The 24064-nt window shown below is 45.4% G+C and carries 24 protein-coding genes, 1 tRNA gene and 1 pseudogene; 9 read left to right on the top strand and 17 right to left on the bottom strand.

Annotated elements, in window-relative coordinates; genetic code table 11:
* Positions 1-92 precede the first annotated feature (92 nt).
* Positions 93-204 (bottom strand) — tRNA-Asp (locus tag EWM62_RS19355).
* Between the two features lie 151 nt (positions 205-355).
* On the opposite strand from EWM62_RS19355, the gene EWM62_RS15880 reads away from it, so the two are divergent.
* Positions 356-832 carry an Lrp/AsnC ligand binding domain-containing protein gene (locus EWM62_RS15880; protein WP_129877662.1) on the top strand — a complete coding sequence of 159 codons (477 nt, stop codon included), beginning with the start codon at positions 356-358 and terminating at the stop codon, positions 830-832.
* A 75-nt stretch (positions 833-907) separates the two neighbouring features.
* Here EWM62_RS15880 and EWM62_RS15875 read toward each other — a convergent pair whose 3' ends face one another.
* A complete protein-coding gene (locus EWM62_RS15875) occupies positions 908-2797 on the bottom strand; it encodes an alpha-ketoacid dehydrogenase subunit alpha/beta (RefSeq protein WP_238989367.1) in 1890 nt (629 codons plus the stop codon).
* 175 nt (positions 2798-2972) lie between these two features.
* Here EWM62_RS15875 and EWM62_RS15870 point away from each other — a divergent pair, with 175 nt between their 5' ends.
* A complete protein-coding gene (locus tag EWM62_RS15870; RefSeq protein ID WP_162499857.1) occupies positions 2973-3791 on the top strand; it encodes a DUF4198 domain-containing protein in 819 nt (272 codons plus the stop codon).
* 303 nt (positions 3792-4094) lie between these two features.
* On the opposite strand, the pseudogene EWM62_RS15865 reads toward EWM62_RS15870, so the two are convergent.
* The 10 genes and pseudogenes from EWM62_RS15865 to EWM62_RS15820 all read right to left on the bottom strand — a co-directional run bounded on the left by EWM62_RS15865 (position 4095) and on the right by EWM62_RS15820 (position 13531).
* Positions 4095-5476 (bottom strand): annotated as a pseudogene (locus EWM62_RS15865) (LutB/LldF family L-lactate oxidation iron-sulfur protein).
* A gap of 144 nt (positions 5477-5620) precedes the next feature.
* Complete coding sequence (locus EWM62_RS15860) at positions 5621-7198, bottom strand: M28 family peptidase (protein ID WP_129877659.1); 1578 nt, start codon at positions 7196-7198, stop codon at positions 5621-5623.
* A gap of 29 nt (positions 7199-7227) precedes the next feature.
* A complete protein-coding gene (gene rpiB, locus EWM62_RS15855) occupies positions 7228-7665 on the bottom strand; it encodes a ribose 5-phosphate isomerase B (RefSeq protein WP_129877658.1) in 438 nt (145 codons plus the stop codon).
* A gap of 189 nt (positions 7666-7854) precedes the next feature.
* The gene (gene tatC / locus EWM62_RS15850) at positions 7855-8712 is read right to left on the bottom strand and encodes a twin-arginine translocase subunit TatC (protein ID WP_129877657.1); all 858 of its coding nucleotides are present in this window, start codon (positions 8710-8712) and stop codon (positions 7855-7857) included.
* Between the two features lie 71 nt (positions 8713-8783).
* Positions 8784-10118, bottom strand: a complete 1335-nt coding sequence (gene accC, locus EWM62_RS15845; RefSeq protein WP_129877656.1) for an acetyl-CoA carboxylase biotin carboxylase subunit — start codon at positions 10116-10118, stop codon at positions 8784-8786.
* An 86-nt stretch (positions 10119-10204) separates the two neighbouring features.
* Positions 10205-10681, bottom strand: a complete 477-nt coding sequence (gene accB / locus EWM62_RS15840) for an acetyl-CoA carboxylase biotin carboxyl carrier protein (RefSeq protein WP_129877655.1) — start codon at positions 10679-10681, stop codon at positions 10205-10207.
* 165 nt (positions 10682-10846) lie between these two features.
* A complete protein-coding gene (locus EWM62_RS15835; protein ID WP_129877654.1) occupies positions 10847-11836 on the bottom strand; it encodes a beta-ketoacyl-ACP synthase III in 990 nt (329 codons plus the stop codon).
* A gap of 11 nt (positions 11837-11847) precedes the next feature.
* The gene (plsX, locus tag EWM62_RS15830; RefSeq protein ID WP_129877653.1) at positions 11848-12786 is read right to left on the bottom strand and encodes a phosphate acyltransferase PlsX; all 939 of its coding nucleotides are present in this window, start codon (positions 12784-12786) and stop codon (positions 11848-11850) included.
* A gap of 14 nt (positions 12787-12800) precedes the next feature.
* Positions 12801-12992 carry a 50S ribosomal protein L32 gene (rpmF, locus tag EWM62_RS15825; protein ID WP_082855913.1) on the bottom strand — a complete coding sequence of 64 codons (192 nt, stop codon included), beginning with the start codon at positions 12990-12992 and terminating at the stop codon, positions 12801-12803.
* Between the two features lie 17 nt (positions 12993-13009).
* Entirely contained in the window at positions 13010-13531 is a 522-nt protein-coding gene (locus tag EWM62_RS15820; protein WP_129877652.1) for a YceD family protein, read from the bottom strand.
* Between the two features lie 439 nt (positions 13532-13970).
* On the opposite strand from EWM62_RS15820, the gene EWM62_RS15815 reads away from it, so the two are divergent.
* Complete coding sequence (locus tag EWM62_RS15815; RefSeq protein WP_129877651.1) at positions 13971-15008, top strand: DUF2971 domain-containing protein; 1038 nt, start codon at positions 13971-13973, stop codon at positions 15006-15008.
* 148 nt (positions 15009-15156) lie between these two features.
* Positions 15157-15675: a hypothetical protein gene (locus EWM62_RS15810; RefSeq protein WP_129877650.1), complete on the top strand. Its 519-nt coding sequence runs from the start codon at positions 15157-15159 to the stop codon at positions 15673-15675.
* A gap of 96 nt (positions 15676-15771) precedes the next feature.
* Here the strand turns inward: EWM62_RS15810 and EWM62_RS15805 are convergent, their stop codons facing one another.
* The 4 genes from EWM62_RS15805 to pdxA form a co-directional block, all read right to left on the bottom strand.
* Positions 15772-16164 (bottom strand): VOC family protein, encoded by a 393-nt coding sequence (locus EWM62_RS15805; protein WP_129877649.1) that lies wholly within the window; start codon positions 16162-16164, stop codon positions 15772-15774.
* A 54-nt stretch (positions 16165-16218) separates the two neighbouring features.
* Positions 16219-16707 carry a cupin domain-containing protein gene (locus tag EWM62_RS15800; protein WP_129877648.1) on the bottom strand — a complete coding sequence of 163 codons (489 nt, stop codon included), beginning with the start codon at positions 16705-16707 and terminating at the stop codon, positions 16219-16221.
* 403 nt (positions 16708-17110) lie between these two features.
* Entirely contained in the window at positions 17111-18295 is a 1185-nt protein-coding gene (locus EWM62_RS15795) for a DUF5009 domain-containing protein (protein WP_129877647.1), read from the bottom strand.
* A 79-nt stretch (positions 18296-18374) separates the two neighbouring features.
* A complete protein-coding gene (gene pdxA, locus EWM62_RS15790) occupies positions 18375-19430 on the bottom strand; it encodes a 4-hydroxythreonine-4-phosphate dehydrogenase PdxA (protein ID WP_129877646.1) in 1056 nt (351 codons plus the stop codon).
* Between the two features lie 204 nt (positions 19431-19634).
* Between pdxA and rsmA the strand changes: the two genes are divergently transcribed.
* Positions 19635-20414: a 16S rRNA (adenine(1518)-N(6)/adenine(1519)-N(6))-dimethyltransferase RsmA gene (gene rsmA, locus EWM62_RS15785; protein ID WP_129877645.1), complete on the top strand. Its 780-nt coding sequence runs from the start codon at positions 19635-19637 to the stop codon at positions 20412-20414.
* Here the strand turns inward: rsmA and EWM62_RS15780 are convergent, their stop codons facing one another.
* Entirely contained in the window at positions 20415-20978 is a 564-nt protein-coding gene (locus tag EWM62_RS15780; RefSeq protein ID WP_129877644.1) for a hypothetical protein, read from the bottom strand.
* Between the two features lie 254 nt (positions 20979-21232).
* Here EWM62_RS15780 and EWM62_RS15775 point away from each other — a divergent pair, with 254 nt between their 5' ends.
* From EWM62_RS15775 to efp, 4 genes are all read left to right on the top strand, one after another.
* A complete protein-coding gene (locus EWM62_RS15775; RefSeq protein WP_129877643.1) occupies positions 21233-22171 on the top strand; it encodes a 2-hydroxyacid dehydrogenase in 939 nt (312 codons plus the stop codon).
* Positions 22172-22397: 226 nt separating this feature from the next.
* On the top strand, positions 22398-22871 hold the full coding sequence (gene greA, locus EWM62_RS15770; RefSeq protein ID WP_129877642.1) for a transcription elongation factor GreA: 474 nt from the start codon (positions 22398-22400) through the stop codon (positions 22869-22871).
* 97 nt (positions 22872-22968) lie between these two features.
* On the top strand, positions 22969-23373 hold the full coding sequence (locus EWM62_RS15765; protein WP_129877641.1) for an HIT family protein: 405 nt from the start codon (positions 22969-22971) through the stop codon (positions 23371-23373).
* Between the two features lie 112 nt (positions 23374-23485).
* Positions 23486-24049, top strand: a complete 564-nt coding sequence (gene efp, locus EWM62_RS15760) for an elongation factor P (protein ID WP_129877640.1) — start codon at positions 23486-23488, stop codon at positions 24047-24049.
* Positions 24050-24064: the final 15 nt, after the last annotated feature.

The following is a 24064-nucleotide window of genomic DNA, read 5'->3' as shown; positions in this document are numbered from 1 at the left end:
ACCATCCTACAGGATGTTTAAGTTACAAGTCTAAAGTCTTTAGTCGGAAGTCTGGATGACTTAAGACTTTGTACTTTCGGCTTAGAACTTAGCTGTTGGGGAAGGGTTCGAACCTTCACAGAGTGGTTAGCCCGCTTCGGGTTTCCCATATTCTCCGCCACCGGGACAAGGAGGTGTGTCTGCCAAAAATTTCACCACCCAACAATGTTGTTTTTTAAAGAACGATAGAGCAATTGTCATTTGCTATATACAAATCTAACAGAGTTGACACTTTCTTGCAAATATTTCAACAAAATATTTTTATTTTTACTTTTATTATAATTATACTTGTATTTGAATATAGATATTTAAAATTATGCCTCACAGGAAACCTCAAAATTTAGAAATTGATAATCTCGATATACAGATATTATCGATATTGATGAAAAATGCGACCACTCCTTATACCGAAATCGCAAAGGAATTGATAGTTTCTGGCGGAACCATACACGTTAGGATGAAAAAGCTTGAGGAGATGGGTGTAATAAAAGGTGCCAGCCTGGAAGTAAACCCGCAAAAGCTTGGGTATGATGTAACCGCTTTCCTGGGCATTTTCCTGGAAAAGGGTTCGCAGTATAACGAAGCCGTAAAACAATTGAAACTGGTGCCCGAAATTGTAGAGCTGCATTACACCACCGGCAGCTGGAGCATTTTTGCCAAAATTGTTTGCCACGATACCAACCACCTGCGCGAAGTTTTGAATGAGAGCATCCAAAGCGTGAAAGGTATACAGCGTACCGAAACATTTATATCATTAGAAGAAAGCATTAAAAGGCAGATAACGCTTGATTAACCTTTCAGGAGGTTACCATAAAAAAACGCAGCACCTTTAAAAGCGCTGCGTTTTATTTTAAGTGCTGTTTGGTTGTTAAAATTTCAGCAGGGTATCCATTGTTTCTTCTAACCTTGCCTTGGCCATAAACTGGTCTTCCAACGCTTTGTTCATGGGTATGGCAGTATCAAGACTGGCACAGCGCATTACAGGCCCGTCGAGGTATTTAAAGCAATGCTCGCCTATGTAGGCAGCTATTTCGCCGCCGAAGCCGCTGGTGAGCGTATCTTCATGCAATACCAGCACCTTGGATGTTTTCTTCACGGTTTTTACAACCGCATCTTTATCCCAGGGCTGCAGGCTGCGCAGGTCCAGTATCTCTATCGATTGATCGGGGTGGTTATCGGCATATTCAATAGCCCAGTGTACGCCAAGCCCAAAGGTGATTATGCTGGCTTTGGTACCTTCGCGCACTACCCTTGCTTTGCCTATCTCTACATAATAATCATCATCGGGCACGTTGCCGCTCATGCTGCGGTACAAGTTTTTGTGCTCAAAATAGATAACCGGGTTTGGGTCGTCCACTGCCGACATCAGCAAGCCTTTGGCATCGTCAGGGAAGGCCGGGTAAACAACTTTTAAGCCGGGGGTTTTGGTAAACCAGGCCTCGTTGGTTTGCGAGTGGAATGGCCCCGCGCCGCTGCCGCCGCCTGCCGGCATACGTATCACTACATCAACGGTTTGGCCCCAGCGGTAGTAGGTTTTGGCCAGGTTATTTATGATCTGGTTAAAACCACAGCTTACAAAATCTGCAAACTGCATTTCTACAATAGCCTTATAATCGTTTATGGCAAGCCCCATGGCCGTACCCACAATGCCCGATTCGCAAATAGGTGTGTTGCGCACCCGGTCTTTACCAAATTCATCAACAAAGCCCTGTGTTATTTTAAAGGCGCCGCCATATTCGGCAATATCCTGGCCCATTATAACCAGGTTATTGTGCATGCGCATGCTTTGCCGCAGGCCATCGCTTATGGCATCTATATAACGTTTATTGGTACTTATTTCTGATGGGGCATGCCGCGGTGTGTTAAACAGGCGGTACATGTTCTGCACCTCGGTTTGCAGGTGCGGGATGATATCCGGCTCGCTGAAAACCTTTTCAACCTCGGCATCTATCAGGGTGGTAAACTCGTTTCTTAAATAAGGTACCCACTCCTGGCGCAGTACGCCCTCGTCAAGCAGGTACTTTTCAAAGCAATCAAGCGGGTCCTTCTGCTTCCACTCGTCAAATAAATGCTGGGGTACATATTTTGTGCCCGATGCCTCTTCGTGCCCGCGCATCCTAAAGGTCATGCACTCTATCAGCACAGGGCGGGGGTTTTCTCTTAACTCCTGGGCCAACTCGTTTATAGTATGATAAACTTCCAGCACGTTGTTCCCATCAATGCGTCGGCCTTCCATACCGTAGCCTATGGCCTTATCAACTATCGATGTGCAGCGGTACTGCTCGTTAACCGGGGTGCTAAGGCCGTAGCCGTTATTTTCTACCAGGAATATCACGGGCAGGTCCCACACGGCGGCAATATTAAGCGCCTCGTGGAAATCGCCTTCGCTTGTAGCGCCTTCGCCGGTATAAACCAGCGTAACTTTTTTATTTTTCTTTAATTTATCGGCAAGGGCAATACCATCTGCCAGGGCCAGCTGCGGGCCAAGGTGCGATATCATCCCTATGATCTTAAACTCCTGCGTACCGAAGTGGAAAGAGCGGTCGCGGCCTTTTGTAAAACCCGATGCCTTACCCTGCCATTGGGCCATTAAGCGCGAAATTGGAATATTGCGCGAGGTAAACACCCCCAGGTTGCGGTGCATGGGCAGGATATATTCATCAGCATTAAGCGCAAGGGTACTGCCTACGGCAATGGCTTCCTGCCCTATGCCCGAGAACCATTTACCAATACGCCCCTGCCTGAGCAGAATCAACATCTTCTCTTCGACCAGACGGGGCAATAACAATTTCTTATAAAACGTTATTAAACCGTCATTATCTATCTTTTTCCGGTCAAAAATCATCGGGTAAAGCTAAGAAGTTTTTAAAACTTTGTATGTTTGAACAATCCATCTTTTCGCTATGAAGCACTTCTACGTTAAATTCCTTATAATGTTATCAATTTTTGGGTTGGTAGCGTTTATACCCGATCAATTTTTAATGCCCGAAAACTTCTACCTGCATAAAGGCGATAAATTTAACCTGCACCTTTTATCGGGCGAAACCCTTGTTAAAGAACGCGAGGTGCCTTATACCGCGGCGCAAACTACCAAATTTATGATCTACGAGGGGTCGAAAAAAACCGATCTTTCCAAAGTAACTAAAAATGATGCAATGCCGCTGCTAAATTACAATTTAGAACACGATGGCCTTGTACTGGTTGAAATGAACACCAACGAATTGAACGACATACCCCGCGAAGATTTTTTACCATACCTTACCGAGCAGGGCTACGATGAAATTGCCGATAAACTAAAAAACAGCAACGCTTTAAATTTTACCGAAAAATACAACCGTTACTTAAAAACACTTATTACCGTTGACGAACCCGGCGGCAATGCCTACGAAAAGGTTTTAAATGACGATTTCGAGATCGTATTGAAACGCAACCCTTATAAGCTTAACTATGGCGATGATATTACAGCAGTAGTTAATTTTAAAGGCAAGCCATTTACCGGGCAGGTAATGCTATATATTAAAACGGCATCGGGCAATGTATATCCGCAAAAGCTTGCCAGCGATGCATCGGGCAAGGTTTATTTTAGCGTTAGCCGCGAGGGAATATACATGTTAAGGGCTACCAAGTTTGAAGCATCGAAGGGTAAGGATGCCGATTACGAATCGTGGGTGGCCAGTTACACCTTCGCGTTTAGCAACCATAACGACGAGCCCAATACTTACAAAGAGTTTGGGTTTGGCGATAAGCATTAAGGATTTGGGCTAAAGCCCATTTCGTGATGCCTTGTCCGCCCCATAAATGGGACGGCAATGAATAAAATGCATAGCCATTGTCTTATCATTGCCGTTGGCTTCAGCCAACGGATCACAAACAAACACAGAGGGCTTTAGCCAAATTTACAATTGCTTGATACCTGCCTAAAGTTGTTGGTGACAACACCAACAAAGGCTAAAATATCTTGATATGATACAGAGCGTATAACCCCTCCCCGCCACTACACAATCAACCGCACCCCTCCCCAGGGAGGGAATTATTCTAAAGGCAATGATCAACCGTTATTCCGGCTTATGGCCATCTTTCCACATCTGGCTGAATGATTTTGGGGCAACCTCGGGCATCTCTTTGTAATGCCCCCACGATTTTTTGAAAAACATCTTCATCAACCTGTTTTTCATTTTACCGCTAAAAAAGTCGGTAAGGCTGCGTTTTAGCATCCCTTTCTTCCAGCCGGCCCAGCCCCATTTTTCCTTGGTAGCTACCAGGCCTTCGGCAACCGCATCGCGGCGGTTTAACAGCAGCATTTTGTGGATCTCAATTTTTACGGGGCAAACCTCGGTACATTTACCGCAAAGGCTTGATGCATAGCTAAGGTGTTTAAACTCCTCCATGCCGCGCATATGGGGCGCTATAACCGAGCCTATCGGGCCTCCGTATGTAGTATCGTAAGTATGGCCGCCCACGTTTTGAAATATAGGGCAAACGTTAAGGCAGGCGCCGCAGCGGATACAGTAAAGGCCCTGGCGCTGCTCTTTTTGAGCCAGTAAGTTGGTACGGCCATTATCAAGCAATACTACGTACATTTCTTCGGGCCCGTCGGTCTCATGCGCCTGGCGGGGGCCGCTTAATATGGTATTGTAAACGGTTAAGTTTTGCCCGGTGCCGTGTGTGGCCAGCATGGGCCAAAAGGTGTCCAGGTCGGTTATAGATGGTATCATTTTTTCGATACCTACCACGGCAATATGTATTTTAGGGAAACTGGTTGTTAAGCGCGCGTTGCCTTCATTTTCGGTAATGCAGATGCTGCCTGTATCGGCTATTAAAAAGTTTGCGCCGCTAATGCCCACATCGGCCTGCAGGTATTTTTCGCGCAGCAACTCGCGGGCTTTTTGGGTAAGCTGTTCGGCGGTACTATCCAGCGGACTGCCAAATTTTTCGTTAAACAGCCTGGCAATATCTTCTATAGACAGGTGCATGGCCGGCGTTACCATATGGTATGGTTCCTGCCCAAGCAGCTGAACAATGTATTCGCCCAGGTCGCTCTCCAACGCTTCTATGCCGTGCTTTTCCAGGAAACCATTTAAGTGGATCTCCTCGGTAGCCATCGATTTTGATTTGATGACCGTTTTGGCGCCGGCTTTTTGAATGATGTTCAATATCTCGCGGTTAGCCTCTTCGGCATCGTTTGCCCATATCACCTTGCCGCCGCGCTTTTGGAAATTTGATTCAAACTCGGGCAAAAACTTGTCCAGGTTTTCCATCACCTTCCACTTTATGGTATGCCCCTTTTTTTGGTATTATCCAGGTTTATCATCCTGGACCGGCCCCTGTCAAACGCAGCATCGTACTTACCAATACTTTTATTGATAATATTACGATGATCCATCTCAAACGCCTTTTGCTCCGAGGCTACCAAAAATTCTTCAGCGGTATTTCCCATTTACGCGAAATTAAACAAACCTGTTAACAGTTTTAAGAATTGTTAAAAATACAGGTTAAAATACATAAACTATAATGCAGTAGCCTGTACAAAACAAAAAAAGCGGCCGTTAAGCCGCTCTTTTGTTTTTTAAATATCCTGTTGTTATTTTGCCGGTGTAGCCGGTTTTACATCAACCACGGGGCGGGCATCGCGGTTAGCCAATTCCCAGCCGGTAAAAAATGCAAGCTGCGCACGTTTAACCAACAGCGGGAAATTAATTTTGCTCACCTCATCGCCGGGGGCATGGTAATCTGCATGCACACCGTTAAAGTAAAATATAATTGGCACTCCGTACCGGGCAAAGTTGTAATGATCTGAACGGTAGTAGAAACGGTTTGGATCGTTAGGATCATCATACTTATAATCCAGTTTCATTTTGGTGTAGGTGTTGTTTGCTTCTTCGCCAATTTTATGCAGGTCGGTACTTAACATAGCCGAACCGATTGAATACACATAGTTTGCAGAATCGGGTTTACCAATGTATTCTTCACCAACACGGCCAATCATATCTATGTTCAGATCGGCAATGGTGTTAGCCAGCGGGTAAACAGGATGATCTGTATACCACTCTGAACCTAACAAGCCTTTTTCTTCGCCTACGTTACCCAGGAACAATATGCTGCGGCGCGGGCCTTTGCCATCCTTTTTAGCCTGCGAGAACGCGCGTGCGATCTCCAGGATGCCTGTTGTACCAGATCCGTCATCATCGGCGCCGTTGTTCACTTTATCGGTAGCGCCCGGTTTGGTTACCAAACCAATATGATCGTAATGGGCCGAGAATACCAATACCTCATTTTTTAGCTTAGGGTCAGAACCCGGCATAAAACCTAATACATCAACCGCCTTAACATCTTTATCGGCAGAAGTTACAGATACACTGGCAGTAGTTTTTATAACCTGGGTTTGTTTAGCAGTTAAAGCTGCTGCCCGCAGGTCGGCGTATGTTTTGCCGGTAGCCTTAACTGCAGCATCGGCAACAGCGCCGGTAACCATAAACACAGGCGCATTTGTGTTCGCGGTTTCCTTATCAGCTTTTTTAAGCGATAAACTGGCAGAACCGCTTGGGTTTACGCCATTGAAACGTGCAAGCACTTTAGCTAAGCCATCATTGGCTGCCAATATTAAAGCAGGTTTTTTTGCTTGAATAGCCTTAACTATTGCCTGGCGCGCGGTGCTCATGCGGTAACCGGTGTTAGCGGTTTTGCCATCCTGCGGTTTATCCTCGTTTATCCAAAGTACTACTTTGCCTGTAAGGTCTGCATCTGCAATTTCTTCTGCTGTACCAAAACCTACAAAAACTACTTCAGCATTTATTTTGGTATCGGCAGCCGGCCCCTGGAACACAAACTCTTTCCAGTTGGTAAAAGCCTGCCCGTTAACATTCAGGTCAACATTAAGCGAGCTTTGGGTTAACGGTACATCTAAAAAGTAAGTGCCATTCACCGGTGCCTGCAGGCCTAATCTCTTAAATTCGGCGGCAATGTAATTGGCGGCTTTTTCGGCGCCGGGTTTACCGGTTTCGCGGCCTTCAAACTCATCTGATGCCAGGATGCTTAAATGCTTTTTAGCATCGGTAACGTTAATAACATTGCCGTACTTAAGCGCTGTTGGGTTTTGTTGCTGGGCACAGGCGGTTGCACTAAATGCAAGCCCCGTAATCCATAATGATAATTTTTTCATTTAAATTTTAATAATGGGTCAGTTTAATTTTAGCAGCCAATCTTGTTAACGCGGTTTGCATGGCGTCCGCCTTCAAATTCTTCGGTCAGGAATATTTCAATTATTTGTTTGGTATCCTCAATTGATACATGGCGCGCCGGGATACAAAGCACATTGGCATTGTTGTGTGTACGCGCCGGGATGGTTACATCGGGTTTCCAGCACAACGCCGCGCGGATACCCTGGTGTTTATTAGCCGTAATGGCTACACCGTTTGCGCTGCCGCAAAGCAGTATACCAAAGTCGGCTTCGCCTTTTTCAACGGCGCTGGCTACCAGGTGCGCAAAGTCGGGGTAATCGGCACTTTCGGAAGAATAAGTGCCATGGTCTGTAAATATAATATCATCACCAAACATGCCTAAAATGGCCTGCTTATAATCAAAGCCGGCATGGTCTGCGCCAATGGCTATCTTTAACCCTTTTTTCATCGGCTCAAATTTATAATATTATTGCGTTGCCCAAGGTAAATATTTTGTTGGAATTGAGGATGATAGTGTAATGAAGAACCAAAAATGATATCGAATTATGACTGTTATATTTTGTGTGCCGAAATGATATGCAGATATGATCCTTCATCATTTTGATGTTTGACATCCGCCATTTGAAATAGTTACAGATTATAGCGCTTCTTCCCGTGCTTTTTTGCGTTTTTCTACCACTGCAGATACCAGGATACCCACTTCGTAAAGGATGAACAGCGGGATACTAACCACGGTCATGGTCATCATATCCGGCGTTGGGGTTACAATAGCCGCTATGATCAGGATAACCACCACCGCGTAGCGCCTTGTTTCGCGCATAAATTTGGCGGTAAGCACACCTAACGATGATAATATGTAAACCAGTATAGGCAGCTCGAATACAACGCCTGTGGCAAGCGTTAGGGTAGCTACAGATGATATATAGGAATCGATAGAGAATAAATTTTGAATTTTATCACTTACGGTGTACCCCGCCAGGAAGTTGATAGACTCGGGCGTGATTACAAAATAACCAAACAGCACTCCCAATATAAACAGGAAGGTGGCGTAAACCACAAAACCGCTTGCCGCTTTGCGTTCCTTTTCGTGCAGGGCGGGTTTAATAAAGCGCCAGATCTCCCATAAAAGGTAAGGGAAACCCAGGGTGATCCCTATTAATAAAGATGAGTTGATCTGCAGGGTAAACTGCCCTGCCATCTCGGTATTAATAAGGTTTATCTTGATATCGTTAATACAAAAACCATCGCGGTGCAGCCATTCGCCCAGTTTACAAAGCATCCGGTAGGTCCAGAAACTTGGCTTGGCCGGGCCCATAATTATGGTACCGAAGATAAAATCGTAAAAGTAAAAGGCCCCGCCGGTAAAAATAACAATAGCAATTGCCGACCTCACCAGGTGCCAGCGAAGGGCTTCCAGGTGATCAAAGAACGACATTTCGGCCTCCATGCTCTGGCCCTTTTCCTTTATTGCTTTTATTAGTTTGTTTTCGCTCATTACCTGGTTTCCGCAGTATTAACGCCGGAATGCTATTTACGTTGTATTAACCCGTGAAGATTTTTTTAATATTAATATTCGAACGTTTCCATGAATTTGGTGGTGAAGTTACCGGCGCGGAAGTTAGGGTCCTGCAGCAGCTTTAAATGGAACGGAATAGTGGTTTTAACACCCTCTATCACAAACTCGCTTAAGGCGCGCTCCATGGTTGCCAAAGCCTCGTCGCGGGTTTGGGCCATGCAAATAACCTTGGCTATCATCGAGTCGTAATTTGGCGGGATAACGTAGCCGCTGTACACATGCGTATCTACACGCACCCCATGGCCGCCCGGCGAGTGGAAGTTTGTTATTTTACCCGGTGAAGGGCGGAAGTTGTTGGCAGGGTCTTCGGCATTGATACGGCACTCGATGGCGTGCATCGTTGGTTCGTAGTTTTTGCCTGATATAGGTATCCCCGCTGCAACTTTTATTTGTTCTTTGATGAGGTCGAAGTTGATCACCTCTTCGGTAACCGGGTGCTCTACCTGGATACGGGTGTTCATCTCCATAAAGTAGAAGTTGCGGTTTTTATCAACCAGAAACTCTACCGTACCGGCACCTTCGTATTTAACGGCTTTAGCGCCTTTAATAGCAGCCTCGCCCATTTTTTTACGCAGCTTCTCTGTCATAAATGGCGATGGCGCTTCCTCTACCAGTTTCTGGTGGCGGCGCTGTATAGAGCAGTCGCGCTCAGATAAATGGCAAACTTTGCCGTACTGGTCGCCCACTACCTGGATCTCGATGTGGCGCGGGTCTTCAACATATTTTTCAAGGTAAAGGCCGTCGTTACCAAAGGCTGCGCCCGATTCTGCGCGGGCGCTATCCCAGGCATTTTCAAATTCTTCGTCTTTCCAAACAATACGCATACCGCGGCCACCACCACCGGCGGTTGCCTTAAGTATAACAGGGTAACCTATTTTGTTGGCTAAGCCGATGCCTTGTTTAACGCTATCAAGCAGACCTTCGGAGCCCGGCACAATAGGTACGCCGGCCTTTTTCATGGTTTCTTTGGCCGATGCCTTATCGCCCATGCGGTTGATCTGATCAGCAGTGGCACCAATAAATTTGATACCATATTCGGCACAAATAGCCGAAAACTTTGCATTCTCTGATAAAAAACCATAACCCGGGTGTATCGCGTCGGCATTGGTCAATTCGGCTGCCGATATGATGTTGGGGATATTTAAGTAGGAGTCGCGGCTTGGAGGGGGGCCGATACAAACAGCCTCGTCTGCAAAACGCACGTGCAGGCTGTCGCGGTCGGCGGTTGAGTATACAGCTATGGTTTTGATGCCCATCTCTTTACAGGTGCGAATAATTCGCAGGGCAATTTCACCTCGGTTAGCTATTAATATTTTTTTAAACATCTTTTTGATTTTAGGATTGCACCGATTAACAGATTACACCGATCAAAAATCTGTGAAATCACACTAATCTGTGAAATCAGCAAAAATTACTTAGGTTCTACTAAAAATAAAGGCTGGTCGTATTCTACCGGCGATGCGTTATCAACCAATATCTTCACTATACGGCCGGAATATTCCGACTCGATCTCGTTAAACAGTTTCATGGCTTCGATAATGCAAAGTACACTGCCGGTGCTTATTTCATCGCCCACGTTAACAAACAATGGTTTATCAGGTGATGACGAGCGGTAGAAAGTACCTATCATCGGCGATTTAATGGTGATGAGATTTGAGGTATCGGCAACTGCTACAGCTTCGGCAGCCGGTGCCGCTGATGGCAGGCTTGCAGGCTGCGGCGCAGGGGCTGCAGCAAGCGGCTGTGGCGCCGGGATGGATGCGTTTACATACGTAGGCGCATCGTTTGTTTTTATGGTAATCTTAAAATTTTCCTGCTCGATAGAAACTTCGTTTACGCCCGATTTTGACACAAAGCGTATAAGATCCTGAATCTGTTTAATATCCATATGAAGCGATAATTGGTTTTTGGATAAAAGTATTTATAAATATGCAAATATGCGGATATGCAAATGTGCAGATGATTTTAAATGAATTAGTTATTTAACACTTACAATTTTAAGATGTTTTAATTAAAAATCTGCATATCTGCACATTTAAAATCTGCACATCGGCTAATAAGCCCATTTTAAGTAGATAGAACCCCAGGTGAACCCGCCGCCAAAGGCTGCTAAAATAAGGTTATCGCCCTTTTTAAATTTATCTTCCCACTCCCATAAACATAGTGGTATGGTCCCGTTTGTAGTGTTGCCGTAGCGTTCAATGTTCACAATAACCTTATCGGCGCTAACACCGGTACGGTTTGCTGTGGCATCAATAATACGTTTGTTGGCCTGGTGTGGTACCAGCCATGCAATATCATCGGCAGTAAGGCTATTGCGCTCCATTACTTCGGCGGCAACATCGGCCATGTTGGTTACGGCAAATTTAAATACCGCCTGGCCTTCCTGGTATGCAAAGTGCTCTTTATTGGCAACGGTTTCGTGCGTGGCCGGACTAACCGAACCACCCGATTTTTGGAATAAAAGCTGTGAGCCTGCGCCGTCGCTTTTTAATACCGAATCCAGTATGCCGTAGCCATCGGTGTTTGGCTCAAGCAGTGCGCAGCCGCAGCCATCGCCAAATATGATACAGGTAGCGCGGTCCTCGTAATTGATAATGGCCGACATTTTATCGCCGCCTACTACCAAAACTTTGGTGTGCTTACCGCTCTCGATAAACTGGGCGCCGGTTGCAAGGCCAAAAATAAAGCCCGAGCATGCCGCCTGCAAATCGTATCCCCAGGCATTTTTAGCGCCAATTTTGTGTGCTAAAATATTTGCCGTAGCCGGGAAAGGAAGATCGGGGGTGGTGGTGCAAAAAATGATCAGGTCGATCTCGTCGGCACTAATGCCGCGCTTTTTAAGCAAACCTTCAACAGCCGGTACGGCCATGTCTGATGTGCCAAGGCCTTCGCCTTTAAGGATCCTGCGCTCTTTGATGCCGGTGCGGCTGGTTATCCACTCATCATTAGTGTCTACCATTGTTTCCAGCTCCTGGTTGGTTAAAACGTACTCGGGTACGTAACCATTTACAGCGGTAATAGCAGCATGAATTTTGCTCATTCTATGTTTTTTTACTGAAAAGCCAGTTTAATTTTATCTATAAGATTGGTCTCGATCATGTTCCTGGACAGCAGCACCATATTCTTGATCGCCTCGGGGCTTGATATGCCGTGGCCAACAACAACAGGCGCATTAACACCAAGTATAGGGCTTCCGCCGTATTGCTCGTAGTTAAAACGGTCAAAAAATTCGTCTTTTAATCTTTTCTTTTGGGTAATAACGTAAAAAGATTCGGCAAGTTTAAGAATAACGTTGCCTGTAAAACCGTCGCAAACAATAACATCGTTGTTATCGGCAAAAAGGTCGCGCCCTTCCACATTACCAACAAAGTTAAACAGGGTGGTTTCTTTCATTAAAGGATAGGTGGCCTGTAAAAGCAGGTTGCCTTTTTCCTCTTCTTCGCCAATATTCATCAGCGCTATGCGCGGGTTGGGTATCCCGTAGATAGATTCGGCAAGCAGGCTGCCCAAAATACCAAACTGCAAAAGCACATCGGGCTTGCAATCGGCGTTGGCGCCTACATCTAAAATAATACCCAAACCGCCTTTAAGTTTGGGTACAATGGTTGTCATGGCCGGGCGTATTACACCGGGTATGGTTTTTACGCTGAACATACTGCCTACCAGCATGGCCCCGGTGTTCCCTGCCGACGAAAATGCCTGTAAGGCACCCTCTTTAAGCATCTGGAAACCAACAGCTATACTTGAATTTGGCTTTTGAACAATGGCCTTTGTGGGGTGTTCGCCCATGCCAATAACCTCGGTTGTGTGTACAAACTCGAAGTTATCGGGGCTAAAATTATTTTCCTGAAGAATGGTAAGGGCTACATCCTTGTCGCCAATAAGCACAAGTTTTTGCCCTGCAGTTAAAGCCTTGACGGCTTCAATTGCTCCTAAAACGGCTGCCCTGGGGGCATAATCGCCGCCCATAATATCTAAGCCAATCTTCATTTCAGAAAATTAACTTATACAGCAACTGCCTTTTCGATCAGAATTTTTCCGTTGAAGTAAACGTTACCGTCAACAGTGTAAGCACGGTGTGGTAAATGTACCGCGCCAGTAGTTTGGCAAGTAGTTAAAGTAGGCGCTTCGGCTTTGTAATGCGTTCTGCGTTTATCTCTTCTTGATTTTGAAATTTTCCGTTTTGGATGTGCCATAACTTTTAGTTATTATATTATTTTAATTTTTTAAGCGCTTCCCATCTCGGGTCAATTCGCTCGGTTTGTTCATCATTTGCCGCAAGCTTATCTAAGTTTTGCAGCATTTCCTCGTCACATTGCTTGCCATCGCCCTGGTTGCTGCAATTTGCAATAAACGGCAGGGCAACGTTAACATATTCATATATCAGCCCGGCTAATGCGATCTCGTGATCGTTTTTGCCCAGGGTAATTATCTCATCATCCTCGCCCATTTCCTCGTCGGTAAAGCGGGCTATCTGCTGCTCGTGTATGTCCATCGGCTGCAGGTAATCGGCAAGGCACTTATCGCAAGTGGCGCCAACGGTGCCTGTAATGTCAAAATTCAGGATCAGCATTGTTTCCTGCTTATCCAGTTCAACCTTGCAAACCAGGTTAGCCTTTTTCACCAGCGAATAATCAAATTCAGCAAAAAAAGCATCGTTTATCTCGTATTCAAAATAATGCTTACCCAGTTTAAGGCCGGTAAAAGGTATTGAATATGTCTTTAGCGATTTCAATGAGCAACAATTAGCCCGCAAATGTAGGTAAATTTCTCAAAACCGGAAAGTGTTTTTTTTAATTGGGATTTGGGGTGTTAACAGGGGGAGAATGTGCGGGGATTGTAGTGCGGGGAGCGGGTTTTTCTGGGATTTTAGCTCCCCTCTTGAGAGGGGTTGGGGGTGTGTTATTAAACAGGGGGTCAATCCTGAGCTTTTGGAAGGGCGCGGGTGGAGACCCGGCGGCCAATGGTTCGACAGGCTTATCATGACAAAGGGCTCCTGACTGCCTACTTTCAACTTCCAACTCGCTATGGGCGTTGCCTGCGGCCGGGCTTTACGCTTATACTGCACAGGCCTTAGGCGCGGGGCCGGTATCCGCTGCAATCCAACGCGGGGGCTTCCTGCAACCTGTAATTTTGCTATCTTGCATTACTGAACCTTATTATAGTTACAAAAAATGAATCGAAAAAGCGCTACTCCTTACATCGATAATATTGTTGAGAAATACTTAAAATCCGCGAAAGAGTTTTACCCAAGTCTCGAATTTGGCAGCAGGAGATCATGGTATAGCGGGGACGAGCCTTTATTCTGCAAATTTGAATTTAGACTTAATTCTTTTAATCTAAATAAAACAGAATACCAAACAAAAAGGAATTATGACCTCATACACTATAGTTCGAGTGTTCAAAACATAATAGAAATTATTAATAGTGGTTATTTACGCTTGAGCAATTTAATTGCTCTTAATGACCCGCAAGAAGTTAGCTTCCTTGTTAAAAATTTGCAGATGAAGTTTACGAATGATCAAATTGATGGTTATAAAAACCACTTTTTTACTGCTTCATTTTGTAAAGTAACTAATAAAAACCGCCCTGACAACTTTCCGATGTGGCGTTTGTATGGAGGGGATGGATTAGGTGCCGCAATTGTTTTCGAAGTCACTAATCCGATAGATGAATGGTCAAATTTTCTGTTAGCGAATGTTCAGTACGGTAGTTGTAAATCTGTTGAAAGATTCCGTGATTTTATGACTTTTCATGAAGAATTTCAAAAAGAGCATAGTTCGGTTATCCAAAACTTTCCGAAGGCATTGTCTTCATTGATGGCATTGCATAAAAATAAAATTTGGGAACATGAAAAAGAAGTAAGGCTTTTAACACACCATGAATTTGATCAGTACACTTTAAAGGAGTCTACTCACCATATTTGTAATTTAAAACACTCTATTGCAAAAAGTGGAATTAATTACGCTTATGTAGAATTACCACTGTTCAAAAGCAGCGAATATATAAGAATTGAAAAAGCCATTTCGCCAACGGTGCTTAAAAGCTTAATTCCAATATTAAAAATAAAGAAGGTTATATTAGGATATAAGAACAGCTATGATACATTAATGGATTTCCAAAGTATTACTAATTTCTTATATCCACAGTATAATCATTATATTCCTGTACAAATCTCACATCTAAATGAACAGATGTCTAATCCCACGTGAAGCGATAACGGCCCCCGCGCCTAACGCCTACGCCGTATAAGCGTAAAACGGGACTGCCCCTTACCGAAACCCACCACACCACCTTTTCAAATCCATCTGATAACGCTATCTTGGCTTTTTATCACCTTAACTCCATATCCTAATCACAATGAAAAAAGCCCGTTACCTGTTGTTGTTTGCGCTGATGTTTTCGGCTGCTGTTAATGCCCAAACTGCCTGGGTTGCGCAAAAACTGGACGAGCAGTTTTTGGTGAAGTTCCCTGCTGCGCCGCTAAAGGAGGTGCGGAACGACGTTGATGTTTATACCCTTAGGCAGGCGGATAGTGTTGCCTACAGCGCCAACATGGTAGATTATTTTGTGATGGCGCATTTAGATTCGGCCGCACTTGCACCGATAAAGGACGACCAGCGATTTGCCGATGGGTTAAGGACTGGAATTGCGTCGAAGAAAATCAATTACACCTTTGGCCCGGCCACTATAGGCAAATGGGAAACGTACACCACCTACAACCTTACCGGGGTGGACAATACCACAAAAAGCACTTTGTACCTGCAAATGATATTGGTTGGCAGCAGAGTGTACTCGCTATCGTGCCGGGTTCCGGTTAACGTGGACACCAAAGATAAAGACCTGTTTTTTGGTTCGGCAGAGTTATTGAAGAAGTAAGAGGCCACTCAACCCCAGCGGCGCTGCTTTTTTAATATCGAATAATGAATTTTTAATATCGAACGCCGAAGTTGGGTTGTAGGCAGCCTACGCCAACTACATCCCCTCTTCCATCAGCAGTATATTAAACTTATGCCCGTCGGGGTCGGCAAAGCCGCAGCCGTAGTAGCCATTTTTATCGCGCTCTGCCTGCTGGAAGATGCTGCCGCCCGCGGCCTTTACCTGCTCTTCCCACTCCTTTACTTCCTGTTCGGTTTCGGCAGATAGCGTAAATATGATCTCGTTGGTGGCGCCGGTCGTTAAAAAATCATTTATCTGCGAGCCTTCTTCAAAAAAATGGATCACAAACGCGTCGTCGCCAAAGGCGAAGCTGGCCAATTTGGGGTAGTTATTGGTATTGTTGGGTTTAAGGCCCAGCTGCGTATAAAACTGGTTGGTGCGGGCGGCATCTTTAACACTGAAGTTTGCCCAGATCTTTCGTGGTTTCATGTATCATGTTATTGGTTACAGATCAAGGTGCAATAATTATACCTTTTTCTGTAGTTAACATCTGCACAACCTATCCAGCAAGTTGGCATGCTGCGGATATCGCGCCAGCAAGTCAAACTTCTTCGCCATCTCGAACTCGGCAAAATCAAAACCGGGGGCAACGGCGCAGCTCATTAGGGCAAAGCCGGTGTCAGAAGGGATCTCGGCCGCGAACCAGGTGTTTGGCGGGATGATGGCCTGCAGGTTGCCGGTAAGCGTGTCGCTCAGTTCGATGGTGGTGAGGTTGTCATCAGCGCCGAGTACATGGATATGCAGCGGCTCACCTTTATGGAAATACCAAAGCTCGTCGGACGCCAGGCGATGAAAGCCGGAGAAGTCGCGGCCTTCCAGCAAATAGTAAATGGATGTGCAGGCCTGCTTCCCTGCCGTAGCACCGGCCCGCGTAACCTGATTGGGCGAACGGAAAACTTCTTTGTAATACCCACCCTCGGGGTGCGGCTGCAGTTGTAAATGATCTATCCAGTATTGGGCGGTTGCGGGCATGGCTGACTGTAATTAAGCGCGCAATATAAGGCGAATGCCGGGCGAAAAAAAGTGTAAACTAACCGCAGTATTAGTAACTAAAAGTGTAAACTTCTCTCAGCACGGGTGAGGATTTAGGTTGATACATTAAATCCGAAATCGTAATTCTAAAATCTAAAATCAGCGGGTGTCCCATTCCGTCCCATTCAGAAACGAGTGGGACACCCTGTTGAAAATATATAAATACCTTATATTAAATGAGTTGAGGTAAATTTTGAAAGTTATGCTTTAAATAAAATTGAAAAATAAATTTTTGTAACTATTTGTATATCAGCAATTTATCAAACTGTCTCATTGTGTGTCATATTTAGTGGGACACCCCGGTAAATCCTGCTTCCTGGCTCTTGCCTTCCTGCCTCTCTTGCTAAATCTTCAGCCTTACGTTTATCTTTTGCAGCAGGCCGGTTAGCCATACCATTACAAACGAGAAGATGATACATTTGATGAGCCCGCCAGTACCCTGGTCAAAGTATTCGGGGTAGCCCAGGTCGGTCATCTGGTAAAGGGGGTAAAATAAAAAGGGCAGCAAGTAGCAGGTAAAGGTATTGGTGCCCGCGGGCTCTATCACCTTAAACCAATGAAACTTATGCTTAAAATCTACCAGGTAAACAAAGCCGGCGTACACCACCAGGCTAATGCCGGTGCATATCAGCACCCACGAGGGGGTATCGCGCATTTTAGAGATGCCGCCGCTAAAGTAGCGCACTATAAAGCCCAGGTTAAACAGTATTACGGCTATCAGCAGCAGGCCTACCCACAGCATCTTAATCTCTTTGTTTTGGTTTAGCCGCATGTACATTACCGATACAAATATGCCTGCCATGGTAAAAGCCTGCATGGCGCCGTTGCCGGCTATCCACATATACTTTTGGATGCCGTTTAAAAAGTTGAGCATGCCAAAGTGAAAATCGATATTGAAGAACATGAAGAAGATCCAGGCGGCGGCCTGTACCCAAAGTACCCCGTTACTGTAATAGTATATAAACGCACACACCAGGTACGACCACCCGATGAGCCCCAGTATGCCCCACCAGGTTAAATGCAGCCAGGGGTGGCTTGGGTCGGTGCTTTTGTAAAGGATGCACATGGTTATCAGCAATGCCACGCCAAATCCCTGGAAAATGTATTGCTTTAGTTTGGAACTGGTTTTGCTGTAATCTAAAAAGATAAAAAAGAAGCTGAAGGTGGCCAGGCTATCCCAAACGGGCTTGGGCAACACGGTGGTAGCCTCGTTATAGGTTTCCATATTGGCGTGAAAAAACCCGATAAATATAAGCGCGAACGACCGTGTGATAATACGCAGCGGCAGCTTGGCGTCCTCGTTATAAAGGCGTTTTTTAAAAGCGTAGGGTATTGATAAACCCACAATAAAAAGAAAGGCGGGGAAAATGGTATCGGCAAGTCCTAAAGCGTCGGCATTTACATCTGCATGTTTGAGCCACTCGGGTGTGTTTGGCACGCCATCCAGATCATTAACAAAGATCATCAGGAACATGGTAACCGCACGAAACGCATCAATTGACCTGATGCGGTTAATTAAATTACTCATTAAGCTGGAAAATGATTTTTAGAGATAAATGTTTTATTTAACGGTAATTAATTTAAAACAGTATCTGTAAAAGGCCTTATTAGTCCCTGTCTCTGCTTAACTTGGCAAAAACAAGCGGGTTTTCGTTAAGTTCGGCGGTTTCCCGGCGATGCTTAATAATGTGGATAGCAGTAAATAGCGCCTCGCGGAACGAGATCTCGGATGCCATGTTTTTGCCTGCTATATCATACGCTGTACCGTGATCCGGCGAGGTGCGCACAAAGCTTAGTCCCGCAGTGTAATTAACCCCCGACTCGAACGCGATCTGCTTAAAAGGAATCAGCCCCTGGTCGTGGTACATGGCCAGCACGGCGTCAAACTGCAAATAGGTACCGTTGGCAAAAAAGCCATCGGCCGAGTACGGGCCAAAGGCAAGCACATCGTTGTTCCTGGCTTCTTCAATCGCCGGGATGATCACATCTTTCTCCTCGTTGCCGATAAGACCGTTGTCGCCGGCGTGGGGATTTAAGCCCAGTACCGCTATCTTGGGTTTACGCACCCAAAAATCGTCCTGCAGGCTGGCGTTCATCAGCTTTAGCTTGTGTATTATTTTATCGGTGGTGATGCTTTCGGCAATTTTTGATACCGGGATGTGGCCGGTTACTACCCCCACGCGCAGGGTTTCGCTCACCAAAAACATTAACGATTCGGTTTTGCTATCGCGATGCTGTAAATATTCGGTATGGCCGGGAAAACTGAACTCCGCGTTCTGGATATTGTCCTTATTGATAGGTGCGGTTACCAAGCCGTCTATGTGGCCGGCAAGCAGGTCGTCGGTAGCGCGTTGCAACGAAATATAGGCATACTTGCCACCTTCAGCGGTCACCTGGCCGGGCTCGATGCGTACATCCTCTTCCCAGCAGTTTATCATATTAGGTTTGCGGTGCAGCGCGTTGGCCGGGTGGTCGGTTACATTAAAGCTAAACTCGCTGATCTCGGTATTACGGCGGTGGAACGATGCCACTTTGGTATGCCCGTAAACAATAGGTGTGCAGTAGTCATATATGCGGGTATCCGCCAGGGTTTTGATGATAATTTCAAGTCCTATCCCGTTAACATCGCCAATACTTATTCCTATTTTAGGTTTGTCGCTCATAGTAGTATGATTTCATCGATTACTTTCTTTTTAGATTTCACCGATTATATTTAATTCACCGGCCTTTATAGTGCCGGATCTTATAATTTGCTTTGTGCTTTAAGCCTTTAGCTTAGCGCTCAACATGCAAATAAAAAGATTTTAAGTTTATAATTCCTGATTAAAGCACAAATATGCCTTAATTTGCTCAAATAAAAACAGGTAATGACGTTAGTAAGAGCAAAAAAACATTTAGGGCAACACTTTCTTACTGATAAAAATATAGCTTCGAAAATTGTGGAGAGCCTGCGCCCGGCGGGTAAGTACAAACAAGTGTTAGAGGTTGGCCCCGGTATGGGCATCCTGTCTGATTTTTTGCTGCAAAAGGCCGATTACGAAACTTTTTTGATCGATATCGATACAGAATCATACACGTTCCTGAAAAAGAAATACCCCAATCTGGGCGAGCGGCTTATTAATGATGATTTTTTGGAGCTCGACTTTAAAGCGAAGTTTAAAAGCCAGATGGCGGTTATCGGCAACTTCCCTTACAACATCTCCTCGCAGATACTTTTTAAGATCCTGGACCACCGCGACCAGGTGCACGAGGTGGTGGGCATGTTCCAAAAGGAAGTGGCCGAGCGCTGTGCATCTAAACCGGGCAGTAAAGAGTATGGTATCCTGAGCGTTTTTTTGCAGGCTTATTATAAGGTAGAGTATTTGTTTACGGTGAAGGCCGGGGTATTTAACCCGCCGCCAAAAGTGCTGTCGGCAGTTATCCGGCTAACCCGCAACGAAACCGCCGACCTGGGCTGCGACGAAAAACTGTTTTGGCAGGTGGTAAAGGCAGGGTTTAACCAACGCCGTAAAACTTTGCGCAATGCCGTTTCATCCTTAATAAACAAAGAGAAGATGGTAGATAACAAAACCCTCGACCTGCGTGCCGAGCGACTAAGTGTTGCCGACTTTGTGAAGCTGACCAATGAAATAGCAGCAAACAGGTAGTTACACTACAGGTATTATAACGTGCTTATCTACCCTGTTAATCTCTTTAACCTTTTGCGCCATGCGTTTTACAAACAGGTAGTTGGCGGTGCCTCCGATAACAGCGCCTACAACGGGTACCAGGCGTTCGGCGGCCCGCACTCCAAATGCCAGCAATAGTTTTTCGGCAATACTTTCCATTACATTCTTGGTTACCGCAACACCGGCTTCTATCTTAAAAGATGTTGCCACCAACTGCATAAATTCGTCGAACCCTACCCTATAGCTGCCTTTGGCATAATACATAATGGCCATAGTAACCCTGAATTGTTGGGTTATCAGGTTTACAAAATCAACCGGCATACCCACCAGCATGGTCATAAGGCCCCCGCTGCCGGCAATAGCGCCCGAGCCGGCCGCTATATAAGCGCATTGGTTAATAAATTTATCCAGCCCGTGTTTATCCACACCTTTTTTTACACTCAACTGGTCTATCTGGTCAAATATTTTTCTGAACCCGTCGTGCGATAGCGTGTCTATATATTGCTTTATATCGGTTCGTGCTTTTCCAAAAGGCATTTTCATAGGTGGGATATTGCTATTTACGTGCCAAGATTGAGTGAAGGATTTACTCACCCGGTCTTGGCTTCGCTCGACCACCCTCTCTCCGCAAGCGGAAAGAGGGTAAGCTTCATTTTCCTCACCCTCTTTGCGAAGCAGAGAGGGTCGACCAGCGAAGCGTAGTCGGGGTGAGTAAATCGTCATGCGTAAACCACATAATTAACTGCCCGTATCTTATACTTTCTAAATTTGTAGTTTTACCATCAAAACTTACGCTCTTGAAAAACAACATCCTTATAGTCGACGACCTGCACCCGGCCTTTATGGAGCAAGCCGAAACACTGGGTTATACCTGCAATTACCAGCCGGATATGAAGCTCGATGAAGCTTTTGCCATTATTGATAATTACGATGGGCTGGCCATCCGGTCGAAGTTCCAGGTAGATAAAGCTTTTATAGATAAGGCCGCCAACCTGCGCTTTATTTGCCGAGCCGGGGCAGGCATGGATAATATTGACGAGGATTACTCGCTTGCCAAAGGCATTAAACTGATAAACGCCCCCGAGGGTAATATGGATGCGGTTGGCGAGCATGCCATCGGGATGCTGTTATCGCTAATGAACAATATGAACATTGCCGATGCGGAGATCCGCTCAGGCAGCTGGCGCCGCGAGGAAAATCGTGGTTACGAGCTAAAGGGATTAACGGTTGGCATTATTGGCTACGGCCATATGGGCAGCAGCTTTGCCAAAAAGCTATCGGGGTTTGAGGTGAACGTTATTGCTTACGATAAATACAAAACGGGCTTTAGCGACAGGTATGCCCGCGAGGTAAGCATGGAAGAGATTGTTAAGCACAGCGATGTGTTAAGCCTGCATATCCCCCTTACTGCCGAAACCAACGGAATGGTTGACGACGAATACCTGTTCCATTTTAAAAAACCGATATTTTTCCTGAACATGGCCCGCGGCAAGGTGGTTAAAACACAGGCCGTGCTTAATGCTATCAAACACGGCAAAATAATAGCAGCCGGGTTAGATGTGCTGGAGGTAGAGAAATTCCCGGCGCTGGGGGACCAGGCCTGGTTTGATGAACTGCGCAAAAGCGGCAAGATACTATTAAGCCCACACGTTGCCGGGTGGACGTTTGACAGTTACCGCAAAATAAGCGAGGTAATGGCGCGGAAGCTTGGTGAACTTGGATTAATTAGTGAGTAGTGTCCCGATAGCTATCGGGAAGCGAATGGCTTTATCATGAGTGCAACAAAAAATTTGGATATTAAAACTTAATTATACTATCTTCGTTTTACACAAAACAAGACTATGCAGGCCCGGCCCACGTAGTCTTGTTTTGTTTTTAAGGCCATCACGCTCTTCTATCAAAAAGTAGGGGGGCGGTTTTTTTTGGCGGTAATTATAAATCAATACTAATTATAATTGTGTTATGGCAGAGGTATCGTACTATACCAAAGAAGGTTTAGAAAAATTAAAAGAAGAATTACAATACTTAAAAACTACCGGCCGTGCTAATATCAGCGCTGCAATAGCGGAGGCACGGGATAAAGGCGATCTATCGGAAAACGCCGAATACGACGCGGCAAAAGAGGCGCAGGGTTTACACGAAGGCAAAATTGCCCAAATGCAGGAAGCATTGGCAAACGCACGACTGCTTGACGAATCTAAACTGGATACATCAAAGGTTTTGGCGCTATCTATCGTAAAAATAAAAAATATCAAGAGCGGTACCACCATGAGTTATCAATTGGTATCAGAAAGCGAGGCCGACCTTAAAGCAGGTAAAATTTCTGTAGCATCGCCAATTGCAAAAGGCCTGTTAGGTAAATCTGTAGGCGATAAAACCGAGATCACTGTACCCGCAGGCAAAATTGAATTTGAGATATTAGAGATCTCACGATAATGACGAATTAGTGAATTAGTGATTTAGCGCGTTTTAAATCACTAACTCACTTATCCCGATAGTTATCGGCACATTAAATCACTAATTAAACTAACCCATGAGCATCTTCTCAAAAATAATAGCTGGCGAGATCCCGGCGCATAAAGTTGCCGAGACCAATGAGTTTTTAGCTTTCCTGGACATCAGCCCTTTAGCCGAAGGGCATGTGCTGGTTATCCCTAAAATAGAAGTTGATTACATTTTTGACCTGGATGACGAAACCTACATGGGCTTGCAAATGTTCGCCAAAATTGTAGCTACGGGTGTAAAAAAAGCCATCCCCTGCAAAAAGGTTGGTGTAGCGGTAATTGGCCTGGAAGTGCCCCATGCGCACATCCATTTAATACCTATGAACCGGGTTGACGATATGAACTTTGCCCAGCCTAAGTTATCCCCAACGCAGGATGAACTTGCTGCCACCGCGAAAAAAATTATTGAAGCTTTGCGGGAGGTTACCAATTAATTATACCTGCAGCCTATGGTTTGCAGCCTTAATGTCCCAAAGGCATTATCTTACATTCCCTGTCTGAAAAATTAAATCTAATCCCTAATTTTGCGCCTCAATTATAACATTTATGGCAAAAGCATCTGATGTAAAAAATGGAAATGTACTTCGTTTTAACGGAGAGCTGGTTCAGGTAGAGGAGTTTTTACACCGCACCCCGGGTAACCTGCGTGCGTTTTACCAGGCCCGCATGCGTAATGTAAAATCGGGCAAATTGGTGGAGTACCGGTTCCGTACAGACGAAGAAGTGGATATAGCACGTGTGGAAACCAACGATTACCAGTACCTGTATGAAGATGGTGATGCCCTTGTGATAATGGATAACACCACTTACGACCAGCATAACGTACCAAAAAGGTTATTTGGCCCTGCGGTAAGGTTCCTTAAAGAAGGGATGAACGTTATTGTAGCCTTTGAAAGCGAAGAGCCTATTATGGCATCTATCCCCGGTTCGGCCGAGCTGGAAATAACCTATACCGAGCCGGCTGTAAAAGGTGATACATCTACTGGTGCGCTAAAAAACGCTACGGTTGAAACCGGCGCCGAAATAAAGGTGCCGCTGTTCATCAACATAGGCGATAAAGTAAAAGTAGATACCGCTACAGGCGCGTATGTAGAGCGGGTGAAAGCTTAATGCCCAGCCCTCCCG

The organism is Mucilaginibacter terrigena (genome assembly GCF_004168255.1).
GTDB lineage: Bacteria > Bacteroidota > Bacteroidia > Sphingobacteriales > Sphingobacteriaceae > Mucilaginibacter > Mucilaginibacter terrigena.
Note: the sequence above shows the minus strand (reverse complement) of the source record. Positions and strands in the feature narration are given on the sequence as shown.